This window comes from Dellaglioa sp. CoH-56-MRSF-13 (genome assembly GCF_056782095.1).
Window position 1 is genome coordinate 15813 of sequence record NZ_JBXAYC010000006.1, and the last position, 23037, is coordinate 38849.

25 protein-coding genes are annotated in these 23037 nt (G+C 34.0%); 4 read left to right on the plus strand and 21 right to left on the minus strand.

The window, feature by feature from the left end:
- The first annotated feature begins 131 nt into the window (after positions 1 to 131).
- The gene (locus AC1RP1_RS06470; RefSeq protein WP_481761823.1) at positions 132 to 1235 is read left to right on the plus strand and encodes a M24 family metallopeptidase; all 1104 of its coding nucleotides are present in this window, start codon (positions 132 to 134) and stop codon (positions 1233 to 1235) included.
- 192 nt (positions 1236 to 1427) lie between these two features.
- Here the strand turns inward: AC1RP1_RS06470 and AC1RP1_RS06475 are convergent, their stop codons facing one another.
- Together AC1RP1_RS06475 and AC1RP1_RS06480 are read right to left on the minus strand one after the other, a co-directional pair.
- Positions 1428 to 1937: a hypothetical protein gene (locus AC1RP1_RS06475; protein WP_409022765.1), complete on the minus strand. Its 510-nt coding sequence runs from the start codon at positions 1935 to 1937 to the stop codon at positions 1428 to 1430.
- Positions 1938 to 1955: 18 nt separating this feature from the next.
- Positions 1956 to 2354 (minus strand): DUF948 domain-containing protein, encoded by a 399-nt coding sequence (locus tag AC1RP1_RS06480; RefSeq protein WP_481761824.1) that lies wholly within the window; start codon positions 2352 to 2354, stop codon positions 1956 to 1958.
- Between the two features lie 163 nt (positions 2355 to 2517).
- Between AC1RP1_RS06480 and AC1RP1_RS06485 the strand changes: the two genes are divergently transcribed.
- Positions 2518 to 3438 carry a mechanosensitive ion channel family protein gene (locus AC1RP1_RS06485; RefSeq protein WP_481761862.1) on the plus strand — a complete coding sequence of 307 codons (921 nt, stop codon included), beginning with the start codon at positions 2518 to 2520 and terminating at the stop codon, positions 3436 to 3438.
- Positions 3439 to 3476: 38 nt separating this feature from the next.
- Here AC1RP1_RS06485 and AC1RP1_RS06490 read toward each other — a convergent pair whose 3' ends face one another.
- The 3 genes from AC1RP1_RS06490 to cbpB are packed head-to-tail and all read right to left on the minus strand — an operon-like array spanning position 3477 to position 5870.
- Positions 3477 to 4622, minus strand: a complete 1146-nt coding sequence (locus AC1RP1_RS06490) for an N-acetyldiaminopimelate deacetylase (RefSeq protein WP_481761825.1) — start codon at positions 4620 to 4622, stop codon at positions 3477 to 3479.
- A 30-nt stretch (positions 4623 to 4652) separates the two neighbouring features.
- The gene (gene dapD, locus AC1RP1_RS06495; RefSeq protein ID WP_481761826.1) at positions 4653 to 5360 is read right to left on the minus strand and encodes a 2,3,4,5-tetrahydropyridine-2,6-dicarboxylate N-acetyltransferase; all 708 of its coding nucleotides are present in this window, start codon (positions 5358 to 5360) and stop codon (positions 4653 to 4655) included.
- A gap of 27 nt (positions 5361 to 5387) precedes the next feature.
- Positions 5388 to 5870, minus strand: a complete 483-nt coding sequence (gene cbpB / locus AC1RP1_RS06500; protein WP_481761827.1) for a cyclic-di-AMP-binding protein CbpB — start codon at positions 5868 to 5870, stop codon at positions 5388 to 5390.
- Between the two features lie 165 nt (positions 5871 to 6035).
- Here cbpB and AC1RP1_RS06505 point away from each other — a divergent pair, with 165 nt between their 5' ends.
- Positions 6036 to 6773, plus strand: coding sequence for an MIP/aquaporin family protein (locus AC1RP1_RS06505; RefSeq protein WP_409022771.1), 738 nt, complete (start codon positions 6036 to 6038; stop codon positions 6771 to 6773).
- Between the two features lie 48 nt (positions 6774 to 6821).
- Here the strand turns inward: AC1RP1_RS06505 and AC1RP1_RS06510 are convergent, their stop codons facing one another.
- The 3 genes from AC1RP1_RS06510 to racE are packed head-to-tail and all read right to left on the minus strand — an operon-like array spanning position 6822 to position 9400.
- Positions 6822 to 7367, minus strand: a complete 546-nt coding sequence (locus tag AC1RP1_RS06510; RefSeq protein WP_481761828.1) for a YfcE family phosphodiesterase — start codon at positions 7365 to 7367, stop codon at positions 6822 to 6824.
- Complete coding sequence (locus AC1RP1_RS06515) at positions 7348 to 8589, minus strand: XTP/dITP diphosphatase (RefSeq protein ID WP_481761829.1); 1242 nt, start codon at positions 8587 to 8589, stop codon at positions 7348 to 7350. The genes AC1RP1_RS06510 and AC1RP1_RS06515 overlap by 20 nt, the downstream gene beginning before the upstream one ends.
- Position 8590: 1 nt before the next feature.
- Positions 8591 to 9400 (minus strand): glutamate racemase, encoded by an 810-nt coding sequence (gene racE, locus AC1RP1_RS06520; RefSeq protein WP_481761830.1) that lies wholly within the window; start codon positions 9398 to 9400, stop codon positions 8591 to 8593.
- A gap of 161 nt (positions 9401 to 9561) precedes the next feature.
- Between racE and AC1RP1_RS06525 the strand changes: the two genes are divergently transcribed.
- Positions 9562 to 10050 carry a YslB family protein gene (locus AC1RP1_RS06525; protein WP_481761831.1) on the plus strand — a complete coding sequence of 163 codons (489 nt, stop codon included), beginning with the start codon at positions 9562 to 9564 and terminating at the stop codon, positions 10048 to 10050.
- 55 nt (positions 10051 to 10105) lie between these two features.
- Here the strand turns inward: AC1RP1_RS06525 and trxA are convergent, their stop codons facing one another.
- The 13 genes from trxA to AC1RP1_RS06590 form a co-directional block, all read right to left on the minus strand.
- The gene (trxA, locus tag AC1RP1_RS06530; RefSeq protein WP_409022776.1) at positions 10106 to 10417 is read right to left on the minus strand and encodes a thioredoxin; all 312 of its coding nucleotides are present in this window, start codon (positions 10415 to 10417) and stop codon (positions 10106 to 10108) included.
- Positions 10418 to 10502: 85 nt separating this feature from the next.
- Complete coding sequence (locus tag AC1RP1_RS06535) at positions 10503 to 12860, minus strand: endonuclease MutS2 (protein WP_481761832.1); 2358 nt, start codon at positions 12858 to 12860, stop codon at positions 10503 to 10505.
- Between the two features lie 19 nt (positions 12861 to 12879).
- Complete coding sequence (locus AC1RP1_RS06540) at positions 12880 to 13407, minus strand: CvpA family protein (RefSeq protein ID WP_481761833.1); 528 nt, start codon at positions 13405 to 13407, stop codon at positions 12880 to 12882.
- A gap of 4 nt (positions 13408 to 13411) precedes the next feature.
- Positions 13412 to 13666 (minus strand): cell division protein ZapA, encoded by a 255-nt coding sequence (zapA, locus tag AC1RP1_RS06545; protein ID WP_481761834.1) that lies wholly within the window; start codon positions 13664 to 13666, stop codon positions 13412 to 13414.
- 145 nt (positions 13667 to 13811) lie between these two features.
- Positions 13812 to 14105, minus strand: a complete 294-nt coding sequence (locus tag AC1RP1_RS06550) for a DUF1292 domain-containing protein (RefSeq protein WP_409022780.1) — start codon at positions 14103 to 14105, stop codon at positions 13812 to 13814.
- Between the two features lie 14 nt (positions 14106 to 14119).
- On the minus strand, positions 14120 to 14554 hold the full coding sequence (gene ruvX, locus AC1RP1_RS06555; protein ID WP_409021430.1) for a Holliday junction resolvase RuvX: 435 nt from the start codon (positions 14552 to 14554) through the stop codon (positions 14120 to 14122).
- Positions 14555 to 14562: 8 nt separating this feature from the next.
- Positions 14563 to 14823 (minus strand): IreB family regulatory phosphoprotein, encoded by a 261-nt coding sequence (locus tag AC1RP1_RS06560; protein WP_481761835.1) that lies wholly within the window; start codon positions 14821 to 14823, stop codon positions 14563 to 14565.
- A gap of 147 nt (positions 14824 to 14970) precedes the next feature.
- The gene (gene alaS, locus AC1RP1_RS06565; protein WP_481761836.1) at positions 14971 to 17628 is read right to left on the minus strand and encodes an alanine--tRNA ligase; all 2658 of its coding nucleotides are present in this window, start codon (positions 17626 to 17628) and stop codon (positions 14971 to 14973) included.
- 275 nt (positions 17629 to 17903) lie between these two features.
- Positions 17904 to 19229 (minus strand): DEAD/DEAH box helicase, encoded by a 1326-nt coding sequence (locus tag AC1RP1_RS06570; protein ID WP_409021433.1) that lies wholly within the window; start codon positions 19227 to 19229, stop codon positions 17904 to 17906.
- A 1-nt stretch (position 19230) separates the two neighbouring features.
- The gene (locus AC1RP1_RS06575) at positions 19231 to 20184 is read right to left on the minus strand and encodes a DHH family phosphoesterase (protein ID WP_481761837.1); all 954 of its coding nucleotides are present in this window, start codon (positions 20182 to 20184) and stop codon (positions 19231 to 19233) included.
- Between the two features lie 15 nt (positions 20185 to 20199).
- Positions 20200 to 20880, minus strand: a complete 681-nt coding sequence (locus tag AC1RP1_RS06580; RefSeq protein ID WP_481761838.1) for a metal-dependent hydrolase — start codon at positions 20878 to 20880, stop codon at positions 20200 to 20202.
- A gap of 57 nt (positions 20881 to 20937) precedes the next feature.
- Positions 20938 to 22080 (minus strand): DNA polymerase IV, encoded by a 1143-nt coding sequence (gene dinB / locus AC1RP1_RS06585; RefSeq protein WP_481761839.1) that lies wholly within the window; start codon positions 22078 to 22080, stop codon positions 20938 to 20940.
- A gap of 137 nt (positions 22081 to 22217) precedes the next feature.
- Positions 22218 to 22928: a B3/B4 domain-containing protein gene (locus tag AC1RP1_RS06590; protein WP_481761840.1), complete on the minus strand. Its 711-nt coding sequence runs from the start codon at positions 22926 to 22928 to the stop codon at positions 22218 to 22220.
- Positions 22929 to 23037: the final 109 nt, after the last annotated feature.

Consider the following 23037-nt stretch of genomic DNA (forward strand, 5'->3'; position numbering starts at 1 on the left):
CCTTATTTTCATGAAAATAATTTTTATATTATGAAAATTTCAATTTTTAATTGTTATGAAAATTTCAATATTTAATTGTTATGTCTTACTTATGCTATAATACAGTATACTATTGTAAAGGGAGAGATTTCATGTCACATATTGCATCTTTACAACAATGGCTTGCCAATAATGGTACTGACATTGCTTATATCAACGATCCAATGAGTATTCAATATTTTACCGGTTTTGAAAGTGATCCTATTGAGCGCGTTTTAGCTCTCTTTGTATTTCCTGATCAAGACCCATTTTTATTCACACCCGCTCTTGAAGTCGAAGCTGCCAAAGATACCGGCTGGAAATATCCCGTTTATGGTTATCTTGATCACGAAGATGCTTTCGCAATCATACAAAGTGAAATAAATAAACGTAAAAATTCACCAAAGAAATGGGCTATTGAAAAAGGCAGCCTAACAGTTGAAAGATATGATGCTATTAGTCGTATCTTCCCAAGTGCTGAATTTGTAGCTGATGCAACAAGCTTTATCGAAACACTTAAAGTAATTAAAACACCAGACGAAATTGAAAAATTAAAAATTGCTGGAAAATGGGCAGATGTTGCTTTTGAAGTTGGCTTTAACGCTCTTCAAGAAGGCAGAACTGAACAAGATGTTGTTGCAGAAATTGAATATGCAATGATGAAAAAAGGAATCATGCATATGAGCTTTGACACTATTGTTCAAAGTGGAAAAAATGCCGCTGAACCTCATGGATTTGCAAAAAAGGATCTTATCCAATCAAATGCTTTAACATTATTTGATTTAGGTGTTATCTCAGATGGTTATATTTCAGATGCTAGTCGTACTGTAGCATTCGGTAAACCAAATGAAAAAGCATTAGAAATTCACAAAGTTTGTCTTGAAGCGCAATTAAAAGCGCAATCTGCTGCTAAACCAGGTATGATTGCGGAAGATTTAGATAAAATTGCTCGTGATGTCATCGTCAAGGCTGGTTATGGTGACTACTTTATTCATCGCCTTGGTCATGGTATGGGACAAAGTGAACATGAATTCCCTTCAATTATGGAAGGAAATAAAATGGAACTTAAACCAGGTATGTGTTTCTCAATAGAACCTGGTATTTACATTCCAGGCGTTGCTGGCGTTCGTATTGAAGACTGCATTTATCTAACTGAAAACGGTAATGAACCATTTACAGTTACACCAAAAACATTAAAAACAATTGAACTACACTAATAAAAATAAAAACCCCTAAAGTTAGAAAACTTTAGGGGTTTTTATTTTTAAATATTCCATAAACTACGAGTCTTAACTAAAATAATAGGTAACCATATGCTACTCCTTTTCGAACAACATGTGGTTACCTATTATTTTAAAGTTAATTAATTCAAATAGTTCGCATTAAAAATTGTGGTACTCATTTTACTTTTATTTTTCGCCTGTCCATCCATCTGGATAAATTGTTTCAGCTTTGCCTTCTGCAGCATCAGCATCTTTAGCTTCGCCAAAAGCACTCTTGCTATCAACATAGATGTCTTCTTCAGCTAAGTCTGAAAACTCATCTGTTAAATCAGTCATTTGTTCAAATATATCGTCTGATTCCATAGCTAATTTGTTTTTCAAATCGTTCTTTGCATTAATTAATGCATCTTTAGCATTAACATACGCATCCTGGCTCATTAATAATTCACTTTTTTCAGAAAATTTATCACTTAGATTATTTTTCATTTCATCAAAATCAACCATTTTATCTTTTAAATCAATACTAGCGTCTTCAGCGTAAGCCTTATACTCTAACACGCGATCACGTACATCTAAAGCTTTTTCTTCCAAATGTTCTTTAATATCTTGTTTCGTTTTTTCAGAAATTAATTTAGAAGCTGTATACGCGGCAACCCCACCTGTAACTACCAATCCTAATAAAAATTTTTTTGACATAACAAACCCCTCCTTGTTTTAAACTTTTCTATTTTTATAAAAACTAAATGCCTTTTTACCAACATTAATGAAAGCTGAAGAATCTTTAGCCCTCTTTGACGTCGCTGAAACGTGTGTCATTAATCCTCGACTTGCATCATTCAAATCAGACACACTTTCACTCAAATCAGCAACAGCCTGAAATAAAGGATCAATTGTTGCTACTTTACCATTTACATCGTCTAATAAAATATTTGATTTTACGAGTATATTCTCAACTTCATTTGATAAGCCATCAACATCGCTGGTAATAGATGAAATACTTTTATTCACTTCTCCGAGTGTTCTCATCATTCTCATAAGAACGAAAATAATGAATAGGACTAAGACCGCGAAAGCAACAGCGGCAATTAATCCTGCAATTTGTCCACCTGTCATAATAATTCCTCCTATTTACTTACGTACATTAATTCAAAATCTACTTATAGGATAGCATTCGAACCTAAAAACTGCAATTGATAACATACGACAGTTTTGTATTTAAATTACACATTAGCCCACATGTTTGCTATGATGATATCAATAAATTAATTTAGGGGTGATCGCCATTTTAAACAATCTTTTTTTAGAGCATTTCACAAAGGACAATTTACTTTTAGGGACATTACTAAAAACCGTTACAAAACAAAGTACTTTCCTTTCACGTTACATAGCTCATATCGATTGGGATGCCATTATTAGTAACCTAGTTGAACTAGTTTTTTCTCTTGTTTTCTTTTCTTTTCTATTTATCCTTATAAATTGGATTGGAAAAAAAATCATTCGTCGGACATTTAATCAATATCGAGGATCCGATAGATATTCAACAAATAGAGTTGAAACAATCAATTCACTAACATCAAATATTTTTCACTATATTATGTTATTTTTTTATCTTTACGCTATTCTGTCGGTGCTCGGTGTTCCCGTTGGTACCTTAATTGCAGGTGCCGGAATCTTAAGTGTTGCTTTAGGTCTTGGCGCACAAGGATTCGTAACTGATGTCGTCACTGGATTCTTTATTCTTTTAGAACAACAATTCGATGTTGGAGATATCGTTAGAATTGATTCAATTGAGGGTCCTATCGTGGCTGTCGGCCTACGTACGACTCAAATTGAAGACTATGATGGTATTTTGCATTTTGTCCCAAATAGAAATATCACAATTGTCAGTAATTTATCTCGCAATAATATGCGAGCAGTTATCGATATCCGAATTGATGTCACTGACGATGTGGATAAAATCACCCATATTGTACAGAACGTTAATGAAAAGTTAGTCCCACTTCATCCCGAAATTAAAGATGGACCAAATATTTTAGGTCTAGTTGATCTTGGCAAAGGAAATTTGGTCTTTAGAGTCGTTGTGTTCACTTTAAATGGTGAACAGGCATCTACTCAACGGACATTTCTTGCCGGTTATCTAACGGCTTTAAATGATGCTCAAATACATGTCTTAAACTCACCTATCTCACTTAACTAAAAAATGACTCAATTATGAAATCATAATTGAGTCATTTTTTAGTTTCTTATTTGTTGATCTCTATCTGTCAAAAAATGGACCATTGCAAGAACACCTGCATCAATTGCAGCTTCTTTAGGCGCCAAAAATTCAGAATGTAGCGAGTAAGGACTATCTACACCCAACCAAAACATTGTTCCAGGTATTTTAGACAATAAAAATCCAAAATCTTCTCCCGTCATTGCAGGTTGTGTTTCAACAAATGAAACTTCTGGATCGTTTTTCATAAATCGAATAAAGTTTTCAGTCCTGCTATCATCATTTTCAACAGGTAGATAACCACCTTGAATGAGGTTTAATTCTACTTCGCAATCGTACATTAATGCGATACCCTCACAAATTGTTTTAACACGTTTTTGAATCAATAAATTCATTTCTTGTGTTAACGCACGAATTGTTCCATTAATCTGTGCTTCACCAGCAATAACATTACCAGTCGTTCCAGCAGTAAATTGACCCAACGTAACAACTCCAGATTGTATTGGATCGACATTTCGACTGATAATCGTTTGTAATTGCGTGACCAACTGTGCACCAGCAACTACCATGTCATTAGCCTGATGTGGGTATGCAGCATGTCCACTTTTTCCGGCTAGGTGTGCATGAATTTCACACGTACCTGCGAACAAAGTGCCTAATCGAGTTCCAATTGTTCCAGCAGGTAATTGTGGATTATCATGGAATGCATAAATTTCATCAGGCATCCACTCATCTAATAATCCACTCTCATAGAGTCGCTTACCACCACTGGCATTTTCTTCTGCTGGTTGAAAGATAAAAGTCATATTTACTGTTGGTTGATTTTCAGAAAAGTAATTTAGAATTCCGAGCGCAACCGTCATATGAATATCATGCCCACAAGCATGCATTCTACCTTCATTCCGTGATGAAAATGGCAGTCCTGTCTTTTCAGTAACAGGTAGTCCGTCAATATCAGTCCGATATCCAATTGTATACCCGCCAATAGAACCAACTACTCGAACTAAAATACCAGTTTCAACTGTTTTAATTACTATAAAACTTTGATTAAATTTTGAAATTAAGTTCAGTAGATAGGCTTGAGTTTCAAATTCTTCTAATCCAATTTCCGGAATTTGGTGTAAGTCCCGTCTGATTTTAATTAGTTCTTCAGTTGTTAAACTCATTTCTATCTGTTCCCTCGTTTCAATTTATTTCTAGATATTACGTAACTCTGCTAAAATTTCTGTTTTATCTTTTGTTTTATCATCGATATCTTTAACTTTTTTTGCGGGCATCCCTACGACTACCGTATAAGGTGCAACATCTTTAGTAACAACAGCTCCAGCACCAACAACGGCACCTTTACCAACACGAACGCCTTCAAGCACGACAACATTTCCACCAATTAAAACGTCATCTTCAATAATAACAGGTGTTGCTGAAGGTGGTTCGACAACCCCAGCAAGTACTGTTCCAGCACCAATATGACAATTATCTCCAACAATTGCACGACCACCTAAAACAGCACCCATATCAATCATTGTTCCCTTACCAATTTCAGCACCAATATTAATGATAGCGCCCATCATGATAACAGCGTTATCGCCAATTAAAACTTGATCGCGAATAACTGCACCTGGTTCAATACGTGCATTAATCTTTTTTAAATCTAATAACGGAACAGCTGAATTACGAGTTTCATTTTCAATATGAGAACTTACAATTTTTGAATTTTCATTTAGGAAAGGTTCAATATCTGCCCAATCACCAAATAAAACGCCAGCTTTATCATTTAAGTAGTCTTCTATCGTATCTGGTACATCGATTTCAACTAAATCCCCTTTAATATATACCTTAACGGGTGTTTTCTTTTTTGAAGTGCTAATAAAATTAATAATTTCGTGTGCATCTAAATTTGCCATCATCATTCTCCTAATATTTCATATTATTTATTTTCTTTCTTTAGTTTCAATATCTTGAACTATATACTCTTTTTCAAATTCATGAGCAATATGATTCATACTTTTCATAAGCTCACGACGTGTCACGATACCTGTAAAACTGCCCTCAGAAGAAACAACTGATAAAAAGGGATGGTCCACAAGTAAGTGCAAAACATTCTCAATATCGTAAGGATCTTGAATAGTGGGAATATCAGTTTCCATAACATCTTTAACACGAACTTCGTGTAATCGGCTGACATCCAATTCATCTAATCCTAACATTGTCTCAGTAATCATAGACAAGGATAACAATCCTTTAAACTTATAATCATTATCTAAAACGGGAATTTTAGCATAATGAACTTTTGTTAAAACCAATAGTGCGTGATCCAGGAAGTTATTTTCTTGTACATTAGCAACAATTTCAGCTGGAATTAAAAAGTGTTCCTGGTTTTCGGATAACATTTTTTCAATAGACTTAGCTATCATTCAATAGGTCCTCCTTCCAAACTTTTAGAACAACTCCTATTTTATAATAAATTGAACGCAGACACTAATTTTTTTTAAAAATCGAGCCAATTATTAATAAATATTTACATTTGTTCGCAATATTGGTAACATAATAAATATTGCGAACAAAAATAGGAGGATACAATGGATTATACATTAACAACAAGATTAGCTGCAGAATTTATTGGTACAGCAATTATGGTTATTTTAGGTAATGGTTCGGTGGCCAATGTCGAACTTGGGCATACAAAAGGACATGGTAGTGATTGGGCTTTAATCGCCTTCGGTTATGGATTCGGTGTTATGATTCCCGCCTTAATCTTTGGTAGTATTTCAGCAAATCATATTAATCCAGCTTTCACTTTAGGATTAGCTTTTTCTGGTTTGTTCCCATGGGGTGAAGTACTTCCCTACATGACAGTACAATTTTTAGGTGCATTCGTTGGACAAGCTATTGTTGTTGCAGCCTACAAACCTTACTATGATCAAACAACTGATCCTGAACGTATTTTAGGTACTTTCTCAACTATTGATGCCGCTCAAAGTAAATTAAATGGTTTTATTAATGAATTTGTTGGTACTTTCATTTTGATATTTGGCGCCATTGGTATTACAAAAGCACCATTTTTCTCCGATAACCTCGGAACAGCTCATCTCGGATTAGGTTTCTTAGTCCTTGTATTAGTTGCATCATTGGGTGGCGCAACTGGCCCAGCCCTAAACCCAGCTCGTGATCTTGCTCCACGTTTACTACATCAACTATTACCTCTTAAAAATAAAGGTAACTCACAATGGGATTATAGTTGGGTCCCAGTCGTTGCACCAATTGCAGCCGGCATTTGTGCCGTTTTCCTATACAAATCACTTTTTATGCTAGCTTAAATTTTAAAAACCTCTAAACGATAAAATTCGTTTAGAGGTTTTTTTTCGCTATTTACGTTTAAACTCGCAAGTTAATTCTGGTATTAATTTATGCTGTCTAGTGAAATATGAGACGTGAACATTTTTTTCGTTTGCTTCTACTATCGCATATGTTCCACCAATCCCTTGATACATCCCTCTAGGAAGACTAATGCTCCCAGGATTTAAAATTAATACGCCATCGTCAGTCATCTCACATCCTAATTCATGAGTATGTCCAAAAAATACGAATTTAGCATGATTAGCCTTAGCTTTTAATTCAAGTGTGAACAGTCCTGTTTTAACGTTAGTCAGATGCCCGTGAGAGAGATAGATAGTTTCCCCGCTCACAATTTCAACTAATTCTTCTGGAAAATTCATATCAAAATCCATGTTTCCTAGGACACCATCAAATTTATTAAAAAGCGGATCATTTGCTTCTAATTCTGAATCGCCACAATGAAAAAATACATCAACTTGATTTTTATTATGTACTAAAATAGATTCTAATATATCACGATCTCCATGACTATCACTCACAACTAAGCACTTCATCTTATTTTTCCCACCAATCATTAAAATTTGACATTAACTTGACGGTTGCACGACCGCGATGACTAATTTTATTTTTTTCTACTTCAGTCAGTTCAGCCATAGACTTATATAATTCAGGTACATAAAAAAGTGAGTCATAACCAAATCCGTTATCTCCACGTGGTATACCCAAAATTTCTCCAGCCACTTCACCGTCTACAACTAGTGACTCGTTACCAGGTTTTGCAAAAACTAACGTTGTATGGAAATTTGCAGTCCTTTTGTCTTTCGGCACGTCAGTCATTTCATGTAATAATTTCGCATTATTCGCAGCGTCATTATGGTCCTCAGCAAAACGAGCAGAAAATATACCTGGTCGACCATCTAAGGCGTCCACCATTAAACCAGAATCATCTGCTAAAACAGGTAATTGTGTTAATTGTGAAATTGTTTCTGCCTTTAATCTTGCATTCTCTTCAAATGTTTTCCCAGTTTCTTCAACATCTGGTAATTCAGGATAGTCCAACAACGTAGTAACTTTAAATCCTAGTGGATTAAAAAAACGTTTAAATTCAGTCGCTTTTCCTTCATTTTTAGTTGCAATTAAAATCACATCTTTTTGATTCTCAATATGTTCATTTTGAATTAAAATGGTTTTCTTCTGCGAATTACCCATTAATTCTGATAATCCTGACATTGCTCCACCTAAAAGTTGCGTTAATTTGTCACCAAGTAAATCAGCATTAGATTTTTCAAAATTCAATTGTAAAAAAGCCCCTGATTCATTTTGAACAATTAATAAATGACTATCGGCTGTTTCCTCTTCTTCACTTGTTAAATCAGCAAATAACTCATCATGAATGAAACCAACATTAATCGCTGAAAATGGTTTTAATTTTTGACCGTTACTCTTTAACAATAAATTTTGAATTGCTACATAACTCGCATTAATAACTGTTGCAATAATATCCCCATCAGCTTGCATGATTTGTACTTGTAAATTAAATCCAGTATCTTTTAATGTTTCTGCCAAGGCCGTCTTAAGCGATGATAAAATCAATTCAATTTTGACATTGCTTTGAGCACTCAACCACTGATTAACGTCTACTTTCAATTCACCAATGTTATCTGTTTCGTTAACTAAAATTGTTACCTTAGTCAAGCCCAACTGGTATTCAATCGCACTATCGACTTCCTTAAGACTTAATTTTGTAATTGAGACTGGTCTAACTTCTAAATTATCTCGATTCTCATTTTTACGCATGTTAGTCTCCCTGTCCTAAATGAATTGTTTTAGAATTTATATTTTCTAATCCTAACCAACCTGATGCAATTTCGTTAAAATCATTCGCATCACCCGTCGTAAAAAATTCATGTTCAATTTTTGCTTCACTTTTAGCCGCAATATTAAAATAATCTAAGATAGTTGAAACATCGTTAACTGTTTCAGCTCCTGAATCAATCAACGTTACTTTATCACCAACCGCATTTTGAATAAAAGGTCTGAGTAATGGATAGTGAGTACAGCCCATGACTAGTGTATCAATGTTTTTATCATCAAAAAAAGCTAACGTTTCATTAACAACTCGTTCAGCGATTTCTGATTCGTATTGATCACTCTCGACAATTGGGACGAACTTTGGACAAGGTAAGCTCGTCACAAATAAATTAGGATTTTTTTCATGTAACGTATTACTATATGCGCTACTTTTAATCGTACCTTCCGTCCCAATAACGCCTACTCTTTGGTTTTTAGATGACTTAATTGCCGCTCTACTTCCTGGTTTTATAACACCAATCACTGGGATTGCTAATTTTTCTCGTAAATCATCCAAGGCAGCAGCCGTTGCTGTATTACAAGCAATCACTAACATTTTTATCCCTTTACTTAACAAAAAAGATGTCATATCCCAAGTGAATTCTAAAACTTGTTCTGAGGGCCGAGGTCCATATGGCATTCTAGCTGTATCACCTAAATAGTATATTTTTTCGTTTGGTAATTGTTTAAGTGCTTCTTTTACAACTGTTAATCCACCAACACCTGAATCAATAAATCCAATTGCTTGATTATTCATTTTCTAACCTCTTTTTCGATTACTTATCAATCTTAATTATGACTTGTCTTTACTCAAAATTCAAGTCTAGTCATTTAACATTAATTTATGAAAAATCAATATCATCTAATCTTAAATAACGGTATAATACTTGTATATTATATATCCAGAGGGAGATCCATATGAAACCAAATTTGATTGAAAATTTATTATCAGCTGACAACAATGATACATTCGCATATGAACTTATTCGCGATAGTTTAATACCAGAAGTAATTGGTACGGATACAACAATTTTATACTGGGTTGGTAAAAAAATGGCCCGTAATGCTAACCTCGCTAATATTGCAGACCTTATTACCTTTTTTGAAAAGGCAAATTGGGGTACTCTTGAAGTGGTTAAAGAAAAAAAAGACAAGCAAACTTGGTTACTATCTGGTAATATTGTTACCTTCAGACAGAATCAGATTAAGTCTGCTGATTTTAACCTAGAAGCTGGGTTTATTGCTGAAACTATCCAAATTCAAAGTGGTTTCACATCAGAAACAATAATTGAAAATCAAAATAATAAATCCGGTGTTTCAATTATTGTTCAAACTGATTTAAAAGATCCTAATATGACAGAACCAACTGACCAATTTCACTTCAAAGTACCAACTGAAACTGAATAATTATCGAATAGATAATTAAAAAGAGCTGACTTTAAAAGTCAGCTCTTTTTAATTACTAAATATATTGTGCTAAAACTTCTTTAACCTGATCTTTTGAATGATAACCGACGATTGTATCAACAACTTCGCCATCTTTTTTAATCATTAAAGTTGGAATACTCATGATACCAAAAGATTGTGCTGTTGCTGGATTTTGATCAATATCCATTTTAGAAAATTTTACTTTATCGCCCATTTCTTGTTCTAAATCTTCAATAGCTGGCGATTGCATACGACAAGGACCACACCATGTTGCCCAAAAATCTGTCAATGTTACACCTGAATCTGTTACTTTTTCAAATTCTTTATCTGTAATTGCTTGTACCATTTGAATTCCCCCTTTTATTATTTATGTGACCATCATATCAAAGAAAATAATACCACGCCACATTTTTGCTTACAAAAAGTAAACGTTACTTGAATTCTACGATAGTTGCGCCATTTCCACCAGCATTGGGTGCTGCAAATTCAAATGACTTAACATGACGATTTGATTTCAAATAATCTGTTATTCCAGTTCTTAAGGCTCCAGTCCCTTTACCATGAACAATAGTAACAGAAGCATATCCAGCAAGTAAAACAGAATCAATATACTGATCAACTTGGCTCATTGCATCATCATAGCGCTGTCCACGAAGATCAAGCGATGTTGAAACGCTTGTTGAAGCCGCATTTTTAAAAATGGTTCTATCCTTTTTATCATTCTCGATATGAACTTTTTGAAGGTCGTTTTCATTAATTTTCATTTTTAGAATACCAAGTTGAACTTCCCACTCTGTCTTACTCATTTTTTTAACTAAAACACCTTGTTGACCATAAGTTTTAACTAAGACATCGTCGTTCACATGGAATTCTTGTTTATTTTTAGCTCGTTGTAGGACCTTATTTTTCTTCAAAGCATTTGTTGGTTGATGCATTTGTGATAATTGTGATTTTGCATCAATTAATTCATGTTCTTTAACAGCTTGTCCTTGAAGCATCTGCATTTGGCGAATTTCTTTTATTATTTTATCTGCATTTATTTCTGCTTCTGCCACGATTTCATTAGCTTTTCCCTTAGCCTTATCCGTCATTGACTCTCTTTGCGCAACAAACTCGGCATACTGTTTAGCTAGGTCATCATGTAATTTCGTTGAATCTTCTAGTTGTGCTTTTAATGCCAGTGTCTCATCTTCTGCCTTTTTTCGCTTACTCATTAAGTCAGAAATCATTTCATTCAAATCTTGGCTATCTTGATTGGTCAAGTTTTGCGCTTGATCAACAACATTTGACGCTAACCCAATTTTACGAGAAATATCAAACGCATTACTACGACCAGGTATTCCAATTAATAATCGATAAGTTGGTTGTAACGTTTCACTATCAAATTCCATACTAGCATTAATTGTTCCAGCACGATTAAACCCATACGCTTTTAATTCGGGATAATGTGTTGTAGCAACTGTATAACTACCTTTTTCTCCAACAGCATCAAGAATTGCAATCGCCAAAGCTGCACCTTCTTGTGGATCCGTTCCAGCTCCTAATTCATCAAATAAAACTAATGAATGTTCGTTAATATTAGCTAAAATAGAAACGATATTAGTCATATGAGCAGAAAATGTACTTAAGCTCTGTTCAATCGATTGTTCATCCCCAATATCTGCAAAGATATCTTCAAAAATACCAATACGACTACCTTCATTTGTTGGAATATTTAAACCTGATTGTCCCATCATCTGAATTAAGCCTAATGTTTTTAACGTAATTGTTTTACCACCGGTATTAGGTCCCGTAACAACAATTGCTTGATAATCTTTTCCTAACATAATATCGTTAGCAACTACTTTTTTACTATCCAATAAAGGATGACGTGCTTGTCTTAAAAAAATGTCATTTTCAACACTAATTGCTGGTTCAGTTGCTTTAATTGAGCTTGCATATTGTGCCTTTGCATTAACAAAATCGAAATGTCCTAAAATATAAGCATTTTCTAAAATTTCTGCTGTAAAAGGTGCAACTAATTCAGATAACTCTGCCAAAATACGACGTTCTTCATCTGCTTGAGCAAGTTGCTGTTCGCGTAAATGATTATTCATCTCGACAATTGCTTGCGGTTCAATAAATAAGGTCTGTCCTGTTGCACTTTGGTCATGAACAGCGCCACCAAATTGACCACGATATTCTGCCTTAACAGGGATAACGTAACGTTCATTTCTAATTGTAATTAATGTTTCACTTAAATATTTAGCACTTTTACCACGCGTAAATTCTTGTAGTTTAGCTCTAATGGCACTTTCCGAGCGTAAAATATTTTGTCGAATATTATGCAATACTGGTGAAGCCTCATCAGTAATGTGACCATCATTTTCAATTGACTGATTCAACCTACGATTAATTTCAGGTAGATTTTCAAGCTTTTCTATCCATTCAAATAATCTCGTTAATTCAATTTCAGAATCTGCTAAATCTTTAAAAAATAATTTAACCTCATTAGTCGTTCGTAGTACACGACCAACAGCAGATAGCTCTTTACCATTCAAAGAAGCTCCCATATCTAACCGTTTCATATGTGGCTTAACGTTGACTAATTGTGGTAAAGGAATGCCACCGCGGAGTCGCAATATCTTCACAGCATCTTGTGTTTCGTCTAAATCCTTTTGGATTTTTTCGAGATTAGTCATCGGCTCTAATGCCTTAACTTCTTCTTGTCCAGATTCAGTAGATATAAATGTTTGAATTTGTTGTTTAACTTTTTGATATTCTAATGTCTTTAATCCTTTTTCGTTCATACTTTAATTCTCCTAACATTTAATCTGTAGATGATGTATTTGTAATGAACATCTTTTTAGCTATTGTTGGCGTATCTGTTAGTATTTTTTGAGCAACCGTCGATTCTAAAACAGCTTCATTAACTTTTTGATTAGGCCAAGCCGACAAAATAATTAACCCAATAAAAATAAAAACAAACATCAGTATAACCGATAGAACCCCACCAATTAGTGAATTCACCTGATGAATAACTGGTAATTTTGTAACAGAATTTATTACTCTAATAATACCTCTAATGAGTATACCGCCAACCACAAATAAAGCCGCAAATACAATCATCGAATAAAAGTTAGTCTGAAGATGGTTCGTAATAGATGTCTTATCAGTTTCCATAATTTTAGGGAAACGTTCTCCCAACCAAATAGTAACAGGATTTGTTAAAACTTTAGCAAATAAATAGATAGCGATAAATCCTACAATTCTCAAAAGCGTTAATACTAATCCTTTTCTATAACCGTTAAAAAATGACACAATTAATAAAAAGATAACAATTAAAGAAACTGTCATAATATTACTCCTTTACTTGTGTTTCACCATTAATTTCATTTAATTTTTCTTGTAATTTAATTTGATCTGAAACTGCGTTGATAGCTACTAATATCGCTACTTGTTCATCATCTATTTCAGGTAGCATGTCCTTCACTGATTGAAATTCATTTTTCACCAATGTTGCTACGGCGTCCATGTGTGTGTCTGATTCTGATCCAATAATTGTATACACTTTTTTACCGATTTTAGTCTTATATCTATTCTTTTGATTTTCCAATGAACACCCTCCTTACATTTAATCATTTAAAAATAATTTTACCACGAATTGATCAAAAGAGATATGTGTATCATAGTCCATAATATATAATTTAAAACAAAATAAAAAAGTTAAACCAATTTGGCTCAACTTTTTAAATAATCTTCTATTGCATACTTTCATCTGAAAGGAAGGTATTCAATACTTCTTCTACCATATCCCATTCATCATCGTCTTCGATTGGTTCTAAATCACTTTCAGTTGCTTCACCATTCTCATTAGGACTAAATGAGTAAGCTTGAATTTCAACCTCTTCATCAGCTTCTGAGCCAAGTGGATAAAGCATAATATATGATTTATTGTAATCATCAGATTCAAAGGTAAACAGAACTTCAAAAAGTGTTTCATTACCGTTATCATCTACTAATGTAATCTGTTGGTTTTCTTCTTCATTATTCATATTGTGACCTCACTTTATTCTTTAGTTAATTTGCCTTTACCATCTAAATAATTCTGTAAAATTAGGCTTGCAGCAAGTTTATCAATAACTTTTTTTCTTTTTTTTCTTGATGTATCGGCCTGTTCAACAAGCATACGTTCTGCCTCAACAGTTGTCAACCGTTCATCTTGAAAATCAATTGGCAAGCCAAAAGTTTCAACTAATAACTCGCCGTACTTTTGCGCAGCTTCAGCACGAGGGCCTAATGAGTTGTTCATATTTTTGGGTAAGCCGAGTACAAAGCCAGTTACTTCATACTCTGTAACCAATTCTTTGACACGTTCAATACCAAAGTCACTTCTGTCTTCATTAATACGAATAATTTCAACGCCTTGGGCAGTCCATCCTAATAAATCGCTCATTGAAACGCCGACCGTTCTTGAACCAATATCCAAGCCCATTAATCTCATTTAATTTCCTACTTTTCTTCTGTATTTAAGTAATTTTTAACTAACTCTTCAACAATTTCATCGCGTTCATATTTTCTAATTAAATTACGTGCGTCATTAAATCTAGGAATATAAGCAGGATCGCCCGATAACAAATAGCCAACAATCTGGTTAATAGGGTTGTACCCTTTTTCTTCTAATGATTGGTAAACAGTTACCAATGTATCGTGGACATCTTTTTTATTATTTTCGTCAAAATTAAAGAACATTGTTTTATCTAATGAACTCATAACGTGGCACCCCCATCAATTTATTAACCTAGCTCTATTCTACTAAAAAAAGGACCATTCGACAATCAAAACAAGCTGATGTAATCAAGCCGTAATATAATAAAGAGTATTTATCTATTTATTATTAGATAAATACTCCTTTAATTATTATTTGGTTTGATTATTTAACCAATTTGCTGCTTCTTTGATTGCATCAGCTAAACCTGCTGGATTTTTACCACCTGCTTGAGCTAAGTCTGGTCGGCCACCGCCACCACCGCCAACAAGTGGCGCAATCGTCTTAATTAAATCGCCCGCTTTTAATCCTGATTTAATGCCATCAGCACTAACTGCCGTAATTAAATTAACTTTACCGTCATCACTTGTTGTTCCAATAGCCAAAACATCTGATAATTCTTGGGTTTTCCATTGGTCAGCCAATTGACGTAATTGAGACATCCCTGAAACTGAAACTTTTGCTGCAATTAACGTTTTACCATTAATTTCTTGTTTATTTTTGAAAACATCCCCAGCTTGTTGGCTAGCAATTTTATCTTCAAATGCTTGAATTTGTTGTTCACTTACTTTTAATGCACTTTGTAATTGTTCAATTTTATTTGAAACTTCTACGACTTTATTTACTTTTACTTGTTGTGCTACTGTTTCTAAGAGTTCGTTACGTCCGTTTAAGAAATCAAAAGCTTCTTTAGAAGTTACTGCTTCAATACGACGAACGCCGGCACCAACACCTGATTCAGAAATAATTTTAAATAAGCCGATTTCACTCGTATTTGAAACGTGCGTACCACCACAGAATTCAATTGAATAATCGCCAATTTTCACAACCCGCACAATTTTTCCATATTTTTCTGAGAATAAAGCAATGGCACCCATATTTTTAGCAGAATCAATATCTGTTTCAACAGTTTCAACAGCTAACTCAGCCCAAATCTTATCGTTAACAATCTTTTCAACTTGTTTTAACTGTTTCTCTGAAACGGAACCAATATTTGTAAAATCAAACCGTAGATAAGTGGGTTCGACTAATGACCCAGCTTGATGTGTATGTTCGCCCAGAACATCTCGCAATGCTTGATCAAGTAAATGTGTCGCCGTATGATTTTTTTCAACTTTTTTATGGAAATCTTGATTAATTTCTAGTGTCACTAATTGGTCTTTTTTCATTGCTGCAAGAACTTTAATGGCGTGTAAATTTTGTCCATTAGGTGCATGTTGAACTTCTTCAACTTCAGCAATAACATTGCCTTCTGTATCTTTGATAGTTCCTTTATCAGCAACTTGTCCACCCATTTCAGCGTAAAATGGTGTTTTTGAAAAAATAACTTGAGCGTTATCACCTGGTTTTATGTTATCTACTAACTCGTTATCCACAATTAAATCAACCACTTTGGCGTCATCCACATTAGCTTGTGTATAACCAACATATTCACTAATTGTTTTAATATCTGTTAACATCCCATTTTGAACACCCATTGATTTAGCATTACTACGTGCAGCACGAGCACGATCCTTCTGCTGTTGCATTTCAGCGTTAAACCCTACTTGATCTACAGATAATCCTTCATCTTCGGCATATTCTTTCGTTAATTCAAATGGAAAACCATAAGTATCGTACAATTTAAAGACACCAGCACCAGTTAGCTCTACTTTATTTTCTTTTTTAGTCGTTAAAATAAGATTATTTAATAACTGTAATCCATCTTTTAATGTTTCATTAAATCGTTCTTCTTCAGAACGAACAATTTTAGAAATATACTCTGATTGTTCTAAAACTTCCGGATAATAATCCTTCATAATATTACCAACAACAGGTACAAGTTGCGTTAAAAATGATCCTTCTATCCCTAATTTTTGTCCATGCATCACTGCACGACGAATTAATCGACGAATAACATAGCCACGTCCTTCATTAGAAGGTAAAGCGCCATCACCAATGGCAAATGAAATTGCACGCGCATGATCTGCAATAACCTTAAATGAAATATCATCTTGGGCATTATCATCATATTTTTTATTATTACTCATTTTTTCAGTTGCATCAATTAAGGGTAAGAATAAATCTGTTTCAAAATTAGTTTTTGCATTTTGGAAAATCGAAACAACACGTTCTAAACCCATCCCCGTATCAATATTTTGATGAGGTAGTGGTTCATAGTTATTTTCAGGTGTGTGATTAAATTCAGAGAACACGATATTCCAAACTTCTAGATAACGTTCATTTTCGCCACCAGGATAATTTTCGTCATCATCCTCAGCTAAGTTATTAAAACTTTGTCCACGATCATAAAAAATTTCTGTATCAGGTCCACTAGGTCCTTGTCCAATATCCCAAAAGTTATCTTCTACTTCTACTAGATGATCCTTTGGTAACTTAACTTCTTCTAACCAGATACGTTTTGCTTCCAAATCTTTTGGGTAAACAGTAACGTATAGTTTTTCAGCATCAAATGCGAACCATTTTTCACTTGTTAATAATTCCCAAGCCCAATTAATTGCTTCTGGTTTAAAATAATCCCCAATTGAGAAATTACCCAACATTTCGAATAACGTATGATGACGTGCTGTCTTACCAACATTCTCGATATCATTCGTACGAATACTTTTTTGGGCATTCGTAATTCTAGGATTTTCTGGTACAACTGATCCATCAAAATATTTTTTTAAAGTTGCAACACCGGAATTAATCCACAGTAATGTGGGATCATCCACAGGTAGTAATGAGGCACTAGGTTCAATTGTATGGCCTTTTTCTTTAAAGAAATCTAAATACATTTGGCGTATTTCAGTACTTGTCATTTTTTTCATAAGTGTGACTTCCCTTCTATTTTTAAGCAAAAAACACCGCTGCGAGTAAGGACGCTTATAGCGCGGTACCACCTTACTTGCAACGATGTTTTAGTCGTTTACCTCTTAAACTCGATAACGTTGAGTGGACGTCATTCTATTAATACTTAACACAAGGCAGCTTTTTTAAATAATCATTTCTCTCAGCAAATGAAATGTTTCTGTTAGGCTATTTAAATTTATCCCTGTTTCTAATAAAAATTATATTGAAATCGACTCAAATTGTCAAATTAAGCTTACGACTCTTTACGATTTTGTTTTCTGTTAACGCGACGATCCATTTGATCTTTACGTTTAATTGCTTTTTGAATCTTTTTCTTATATCCAGGTTTACGTTTTTTCTTCTCTTTTTTAACCATTCCTTTGATTACTGGAGCTAAAGGATCTTTGGTTTGTTTACGATTTTCACGGCGATTACGATCATAAGAATCAACGATTTCACCTTTTTTAATATCTTTAGGTGCAAATTTAATCCCCATTGCTTCTAACTCAGCAATTTTATTTTCTTCATTTGGTTCATATAACGTCATCGCAATACCACTCAAACCGTTACGACCAGTACGTCCAACACGATGAATGAAGAATTCTAAATCATTTGGAATATCATCATTGATGACATGTGAAACACCCTCAATATCAATTCCACGCGCTGCCAAATCAGTTGCGACAACATATTGAAAATCTAAATTTTGAACTTCTTTCATGACACGTTTTCGTTCACGAGCTGGCACATCACCATGAATTTTAGCAACTTTTAAATTCTTACCACGTAAATACTCAACAATTTCATCAACACGTGTTTTTGTATTTGCAAAAATAAGTGCGATATATGGTTGTCCCATCGTAATTAATTGATAAATAACTTCATTACGATCATGACCCTTCGTTGGAATAATCCAGTTTTCAATCGTATCACTAATAACTGATTTAGCTGCAATTTCTTCAACTACTGGGTTCTTCATGTATTTCTTTAAAAATGGTTGTAATTTTTGTGGAATAGTTGCTGAAAACACCATCATTTGAAGATCAGAAGGTAATGCAGATGCAATTTGATCAGTTTCTTTCAAAAACCCTAAATCAAGTGTCATATCTGCTTCATCTACAACTAAAGTTGATGCATTATGAATATCTAAAGCGTTACTGCTCATTAAATCAGCAATACGTCCAGGTGTCCCAATGACAATTTGTGGTTGTCTTCTACTTAATTTATCGATTTGACGCTGTTTATCTGTCCCACCAACATAATTTTGAATATGAATAGGTTCGGGACTAAATTCTGCCAATTGCTTAGCAGCTTCATAAATTTGGTAAGCAAGTTCACGACTTGGTGTCGTAATAACTGCTTGAACCGTATTATTTGAAGGATCAAGTTGATTAAAGATTGGTAATAGGAAAGTATGTGTTTTACCACTACCCGTTTGTGATTGACCTACAACGCTTTTACCCTTTAAAACAACTGGTATTAAGCGTTGTTGAACTTCTGTTGGTACATTAAAATGAATTGCTTCAATCGCTTTTAAAAGATACGATTTCAATCCAAAATTTTTAAAATTTTCTGGCATTTTATTCTCCCGTATATGTCTTAGCTAAATCATCAAGTGATTTAACTATTTCTTCGTACTCTGCTTGGTCTTTAGCTCTTGCACCACTGGCCATGGGATGTCCACCACCATCATGCTCTTTTGCTAACTGATTGATTACAGGACCTTTTGATCGTAATCGAACGCGATAGCTACCATCCTTTTGCTGCACAAAAATTGCCCAACATTGAACTTCAATAATTTTACCTGGTAAAGGTACAATTTGAGATGAACCAGCATCGCCCAACTCTATTGAATCTAGATAGTCATGTGTCAATATGACATATGCTGCTTTATGTTCTGTAATAACTAAATTATCATATACATATCCTGATAACTTAGCGACACCTGCGGTAATATTGTCCATTTTTTGGTTTATTTTAGTAGTTGAAAAATGATAAGTCATTAATTCAGCAACCACTTGCATCGTATGTGCAGTTGTTGCTGAATACATGAATCGACCTGTATCGCCAACAATTCCGGCGTATAACATCCTAGCCGCATCATCAGTAACTACAAGTTCTCCACCAACGCCATCAACTAAATCCATAACTAATTCAGAACTACTTGATGCATTTGTTTTCACCCAAACTAAATCACCATAAACGTCTTCATTGGGATGATGATCCAATTTAATTAGGTAGGCACCACTTGTATATCGATCATCTTCAACTCTTGGACGATTAGCCGTATCAATCACGATGACGAGTGCATTATTATACGTCTCATCAGAAATTTCATCTTGGTCACTAATCCATACTAATCCAGCTGAGGGCGCACCAACTTGATAAACCTTTTTGTCAGGAAAACTAGCACGAATAATTGCTGCTAACCCCGATTGAGATCCAATTGCATCAGGGTCTGGACTTTGATGACGATGAATAATAATCGTATCAAATTGTTTAATTTTTTTTAAAATTTCTAACTCAATTTTCACTTAAATGACTCCTTCTTAGAACTCAAATGGAATATCAATCTCGGGAATAATCCCCACACCATCATTCAATAATTGAACAAATTCAACTGGATTTTGTTCAATTTTGGTAAACGTATTGTAATGAATTGGAACAACCTTTTTTGCCTGTACAAATTCAGCTGCAATTGCAGCATCTTCTAAACCCATTGTATAAGTATCACCAATCGGTAAAAATGCTAAATCAACAGGTTCCATATGATTAACTAACTTCATATCTGAAAATAAAGCCGTATCTCCTGCATGATACAAGACTTTCCCATCAATATGCAATTCAAACCCTGCAGCTACACCTAATGTTCTCGCTGTACCATCAATTACCAAGGCAGCAGTATGCCACGCGGGAATAAGTTTTACTGAACCGAAAGGTAATTTAAGCTGACCACCAAAATTTAAAGGCTCAACAATTAAACCCTCATCTTCAAAATAATTAGCTAGTTCATTGATTGTAACGACTTTAGCCCCTGATTTTTTTGCTAACTCAATTGTATCACCCACATGATCGTAGTGTGCATGCGTCACTAAAATATAATCTGGATTTAATTCGTCAATAGTCGTTTTAACTAACGGATTATCTTTAATGAATGGATCAATTAAGATCGTCAACTTATCGTCAGTAACAATTTGAATACTAGATTGTCCAAGCCATGTAATTTTCATGTTTAGTCTTCTTTCGTTTCCAAAGTTGCTCTTAAGTATAACGGTTATTGAGGCCAATTACAAAGGCTGTTTTGTGTCTTTTTTCCCAAATAATGGTAGTTTCATATTTTCAAAACCAATTGGTGCTAAATTTGTCATCGTTAATCCAAGTAACCTAATTCCCTTTTCTGCACCCAATATATCGTCAAAAATCTGTCGTCCATAAAAATAAATAGTTGCTGCATCATTACGAATAAATTCTTCCAATGTTAATCTTTTTGTTAGCGTCGTAAAATCCTGATAGCGAACTTTAATGACTAACGTTTTCCCATGTTTTTGTTGTTTACTCAACGTTTCTGAAACTAAATGTGCAATATACCTAAGTTGTGTTTCAACTTCATCCGTTGTCATCAATAACTTCCCGTATGTTCGCTCGCTACCAATCGATTTTCTCTCTCTTTGCCACTCGACTGGACGATCATCAACACCTCGTACTCGTTTATATAAGAAGTACCCTAATTTACCAAATTGTTGAATTAATTCAACTTCAGATTTTTCTAATAATTCTTTTCCAGTAAGGATACCTTGATTAATCATTTTTGGTTCTGTTTTTTTTCCAACGCCTCTAAATTTACCAATTGGCAATTCAGATAAAAAAGGAATGACATCTTCTGGCAGAATTAATGTCATTCCAGCTGGTTTATTGTAATCGGACGCTAGTTTTGCTAAAAATTTATTATAAGAAACACCCGTTGAACAGGTTAAATGTAATTTTTGATAGATTTCTCTTTGAATCATGTGCGCTGCTTGAATAGCACTTTTAATTTCTTTTTTATTCTGTGTAATATCAAGATAGGCTTCATCAAATGCAATTGGCTCAATCATTTCTGTATATTCATGAAATATTTCATGAAGCTGTCTTGAAACTTCTTTATATAGTGTGAAATCAGGCGATTTAAAAATAGCTTTAGGACAAATTTCATAAGCTTCTTGGGCTGCCATAGCAGAATGGATACCTAATTTTCTTGCCTCATAATTTGCTGTAGCAACAACACCACGACCACCATTTTTTCTAGGATCCTGGGCAATAACTAATGGTTGTCCAATAAATTCAGGATGTTCACGCTCTTCAATTGACGCATAAAAAGCATCCATATCGACATGGATAATTTTTCTTTTTAATAAATTATCGTCTATTGTAATACCATTTAATTCAGCCATTAGTCCCACATCCTTTTCATGCAATTTTACACGAACGCACGTTCCTTTTCAAATTAATTGCTCTTTATTGTCCATTAAGATATAAAAATACCTCATTATCGTTAAACTTATGTTTAACAATTATGAGGTACTTCATATTATTCACCTATAACAGAATTATCCTTATTTAATTTAAAAATTTTACCTTCTACATTAAGATTATCTTTAATAGACTTTTGTAATTGTAACATTGCCTCATCAATAATTTCATTCTGTTCTTTATTGACAGATTCCATTACCATAACAGCATTTTTTGTATCATCTGTTAACATTGTTCTTTTACCATCTCGCCAATTTAAGCATCTGCAAACTGCTCCATCATCATCATAATATAAAACTTCACCAAGCAGAGCTGGTTCATTTTTATCATCACCTAAAGGATAAAAAGCTTCTCCACCTTTAGCAACACCTAAATGAAGATCTCCTTTGATAGCATCTGTATCTTCACCACCAACAGGTACACCATACTCTAATGAAATACTATTGTACAGGTCAACAAGCGGATTTATTGAACCCACACCTTTACCCTGATCAACTCGTTTAAGTAAAGCTTCAATTGATGAACGAGCACCTTTTTTCTTCTTAAAATTTTGGTATGCTTCACGCCAATTAGCCACGACTAAATTGTCTTTGAATGATTCATTTGTTAAATATTTTTGAGCTTTATCCCCAGCTTGTTCAAGCATGTTATCATAAAAATCGGTTTGATTTTCTTTAGGATGATTATCTATATCTTTTAAAAGCATAATATTAATTTGTGCATCTGGAAAGATGTTCCAAAAATCTTCATCTATAATAATTTTATTCATCATTACTCTCCTTATAAATTTATACTTTTATAATCGCTTTCGTACTATAATACTTCTGATATTTTGTCTATTAAAATAATATTTCCCTAAATAATTAAAATTATCATGC

Coding starts and splice junctions, on each gene's coding strand:
- AC1RP1_RS06540 (WP_481761833.1), bottom strand. CDS start 13,407: ATGACAGTTTCTTTAATTGTTATCTTTTTATTAATTGTGTCATTTTTT.
- AC1RP1_RS06470 (WP_481761823.1), top strand. CDS start 132: ATGTCACATATTGCATCTTTACAACAATGGCTTGCCAATAATGGTACT.
- AC1RP1_RS06550 (WP_409022780.1), bottom strand. CDS start 14,105: ATGAATAATGAAGAAGAAAACCAACAGATTACATTAGTAGATGATAAC.
- AC1RP1_RS06525 (WP_481761831.1), top strand. CDS start 9,562: ATGAAACCAAATTTGATTGAAAATTTATTATCAGCTGACAACAATGAT.
- AC1RP1_RS06560 (WP_481761835.1), bottom strand. CDS start 14,823: ATGAGTTCATTAGATAAAACAATGTTCTTTAATTTTGACGAAAATAAT.
- AC1RP1_RS06590 (WP_481761840.1), bottom strand. CDS start 22,928: ATGAATAAAATTATTATAGATGAAGATTTTTGGAACATCTTTCCAGAT.
- dinB (WP_481761839.1), bottom strand. CDS start 22,080: ATGGCTGAATTAAATGGTATTACAATAGACGATAATTTATTAAAAAGA.
- AC1RP1_RS06535 (WP_481761832.1), bottom strand. CDS start 12,860: ATGAACGAAAAAGGATTAAAGACATTAGAATATCAAAAAGTTAAACAA.
- AC1RP1_RS06490 (WP_481761825.1), bottom strand. CDS start 4,622: ATGAGTTTAACAACTGAAGAACTAATTAAAATCAGACGGGACTTACAC.
- dapD (WP_481761826.1), bottom strand. CDS start 5,360: ATGGCAAATTTAGATGCACACGAAATTATTAATTTTATTAGCACTTCA.
- AC1RP1_RS06505 (WP_409022771.1), top strand. CDS start 6,036: ATGGATTATACATTAACAACAAGATTAGCTGCAGAATTTATTGGTACA.
- trxA (WP_409022776.1), bottom strand. CDS start 10,417: ATGGTACAAGCAATTACAGATAAAGAATTTGAAAAAGTAACAGATTCA.
- alaS (WP_481761836.1), bottom strand. CDS start 17,628: ATGAAAAAAATGACAAGTACTGAAATACGCCAAATGTATTTAGATTTC.
- AC1RP1_RS06570 (WP_409021433.1), bottom strand. CDS start 19,229: ATGCCAGAAAATTTTAAAAATTTTGGATTGAAATCGTATCTTTTAAAA.
- ruvX (WP_409021430.1), bottom strand. CDS start 14,554: ATGAGATTAATGGGCTTGGATATTGGTTCAAGAACGGTCGGCGTTTCA.
- racE (WP_481761830.1), bottom strand. CDS start 9,400: ATGAATAATCAAGCAATTGGATTTATTGATTCAGGTGTTGGTGGATTA.
- AC1RP1_RS06475 (WP_409022765.1), bottom strand. CDS start 1,937: ATGTCAAAAAAATTTTTATTAGGATTGGTAGTTACAGGTGGGGTTGCC.
- AC1RP1_RS06580 (WP_481761838.1), bottom strand. CDS start 20,880: ATGAAAATTACATGGCTTGGACAATCTAGTATTCAAATTGTTACTGAC.
- AC1RP1_RS06515 (WP_481761829.1), bottom strand. CDS start 8,589: ATGCGTAAAAATGAGAATCGAGATAATTTAGAAGTTAGACCAGTCTCA.
- AC1RP1_RS06510 (WP_481761828.1), bottom strand. CDS start 7,367: ATGATTGGTGGGAAAAATAAGATGAAGTGCTTAGTTGTGAGTGATAGT.
- cbpB (WP_481761827.1), bottom strand. CDS start 5,870: ATGATAGCTAAGTCTATTGAAAAAATGTTATCCGAAAACCAGGAACAC.
- AC1RP1_RS06480 (WP_481761824.1), bottom strand. CDS start 2,354: ATGACAGGTGGACAAATTGCAGGATTAATTGCCGCTGTTGCTTTCGCG.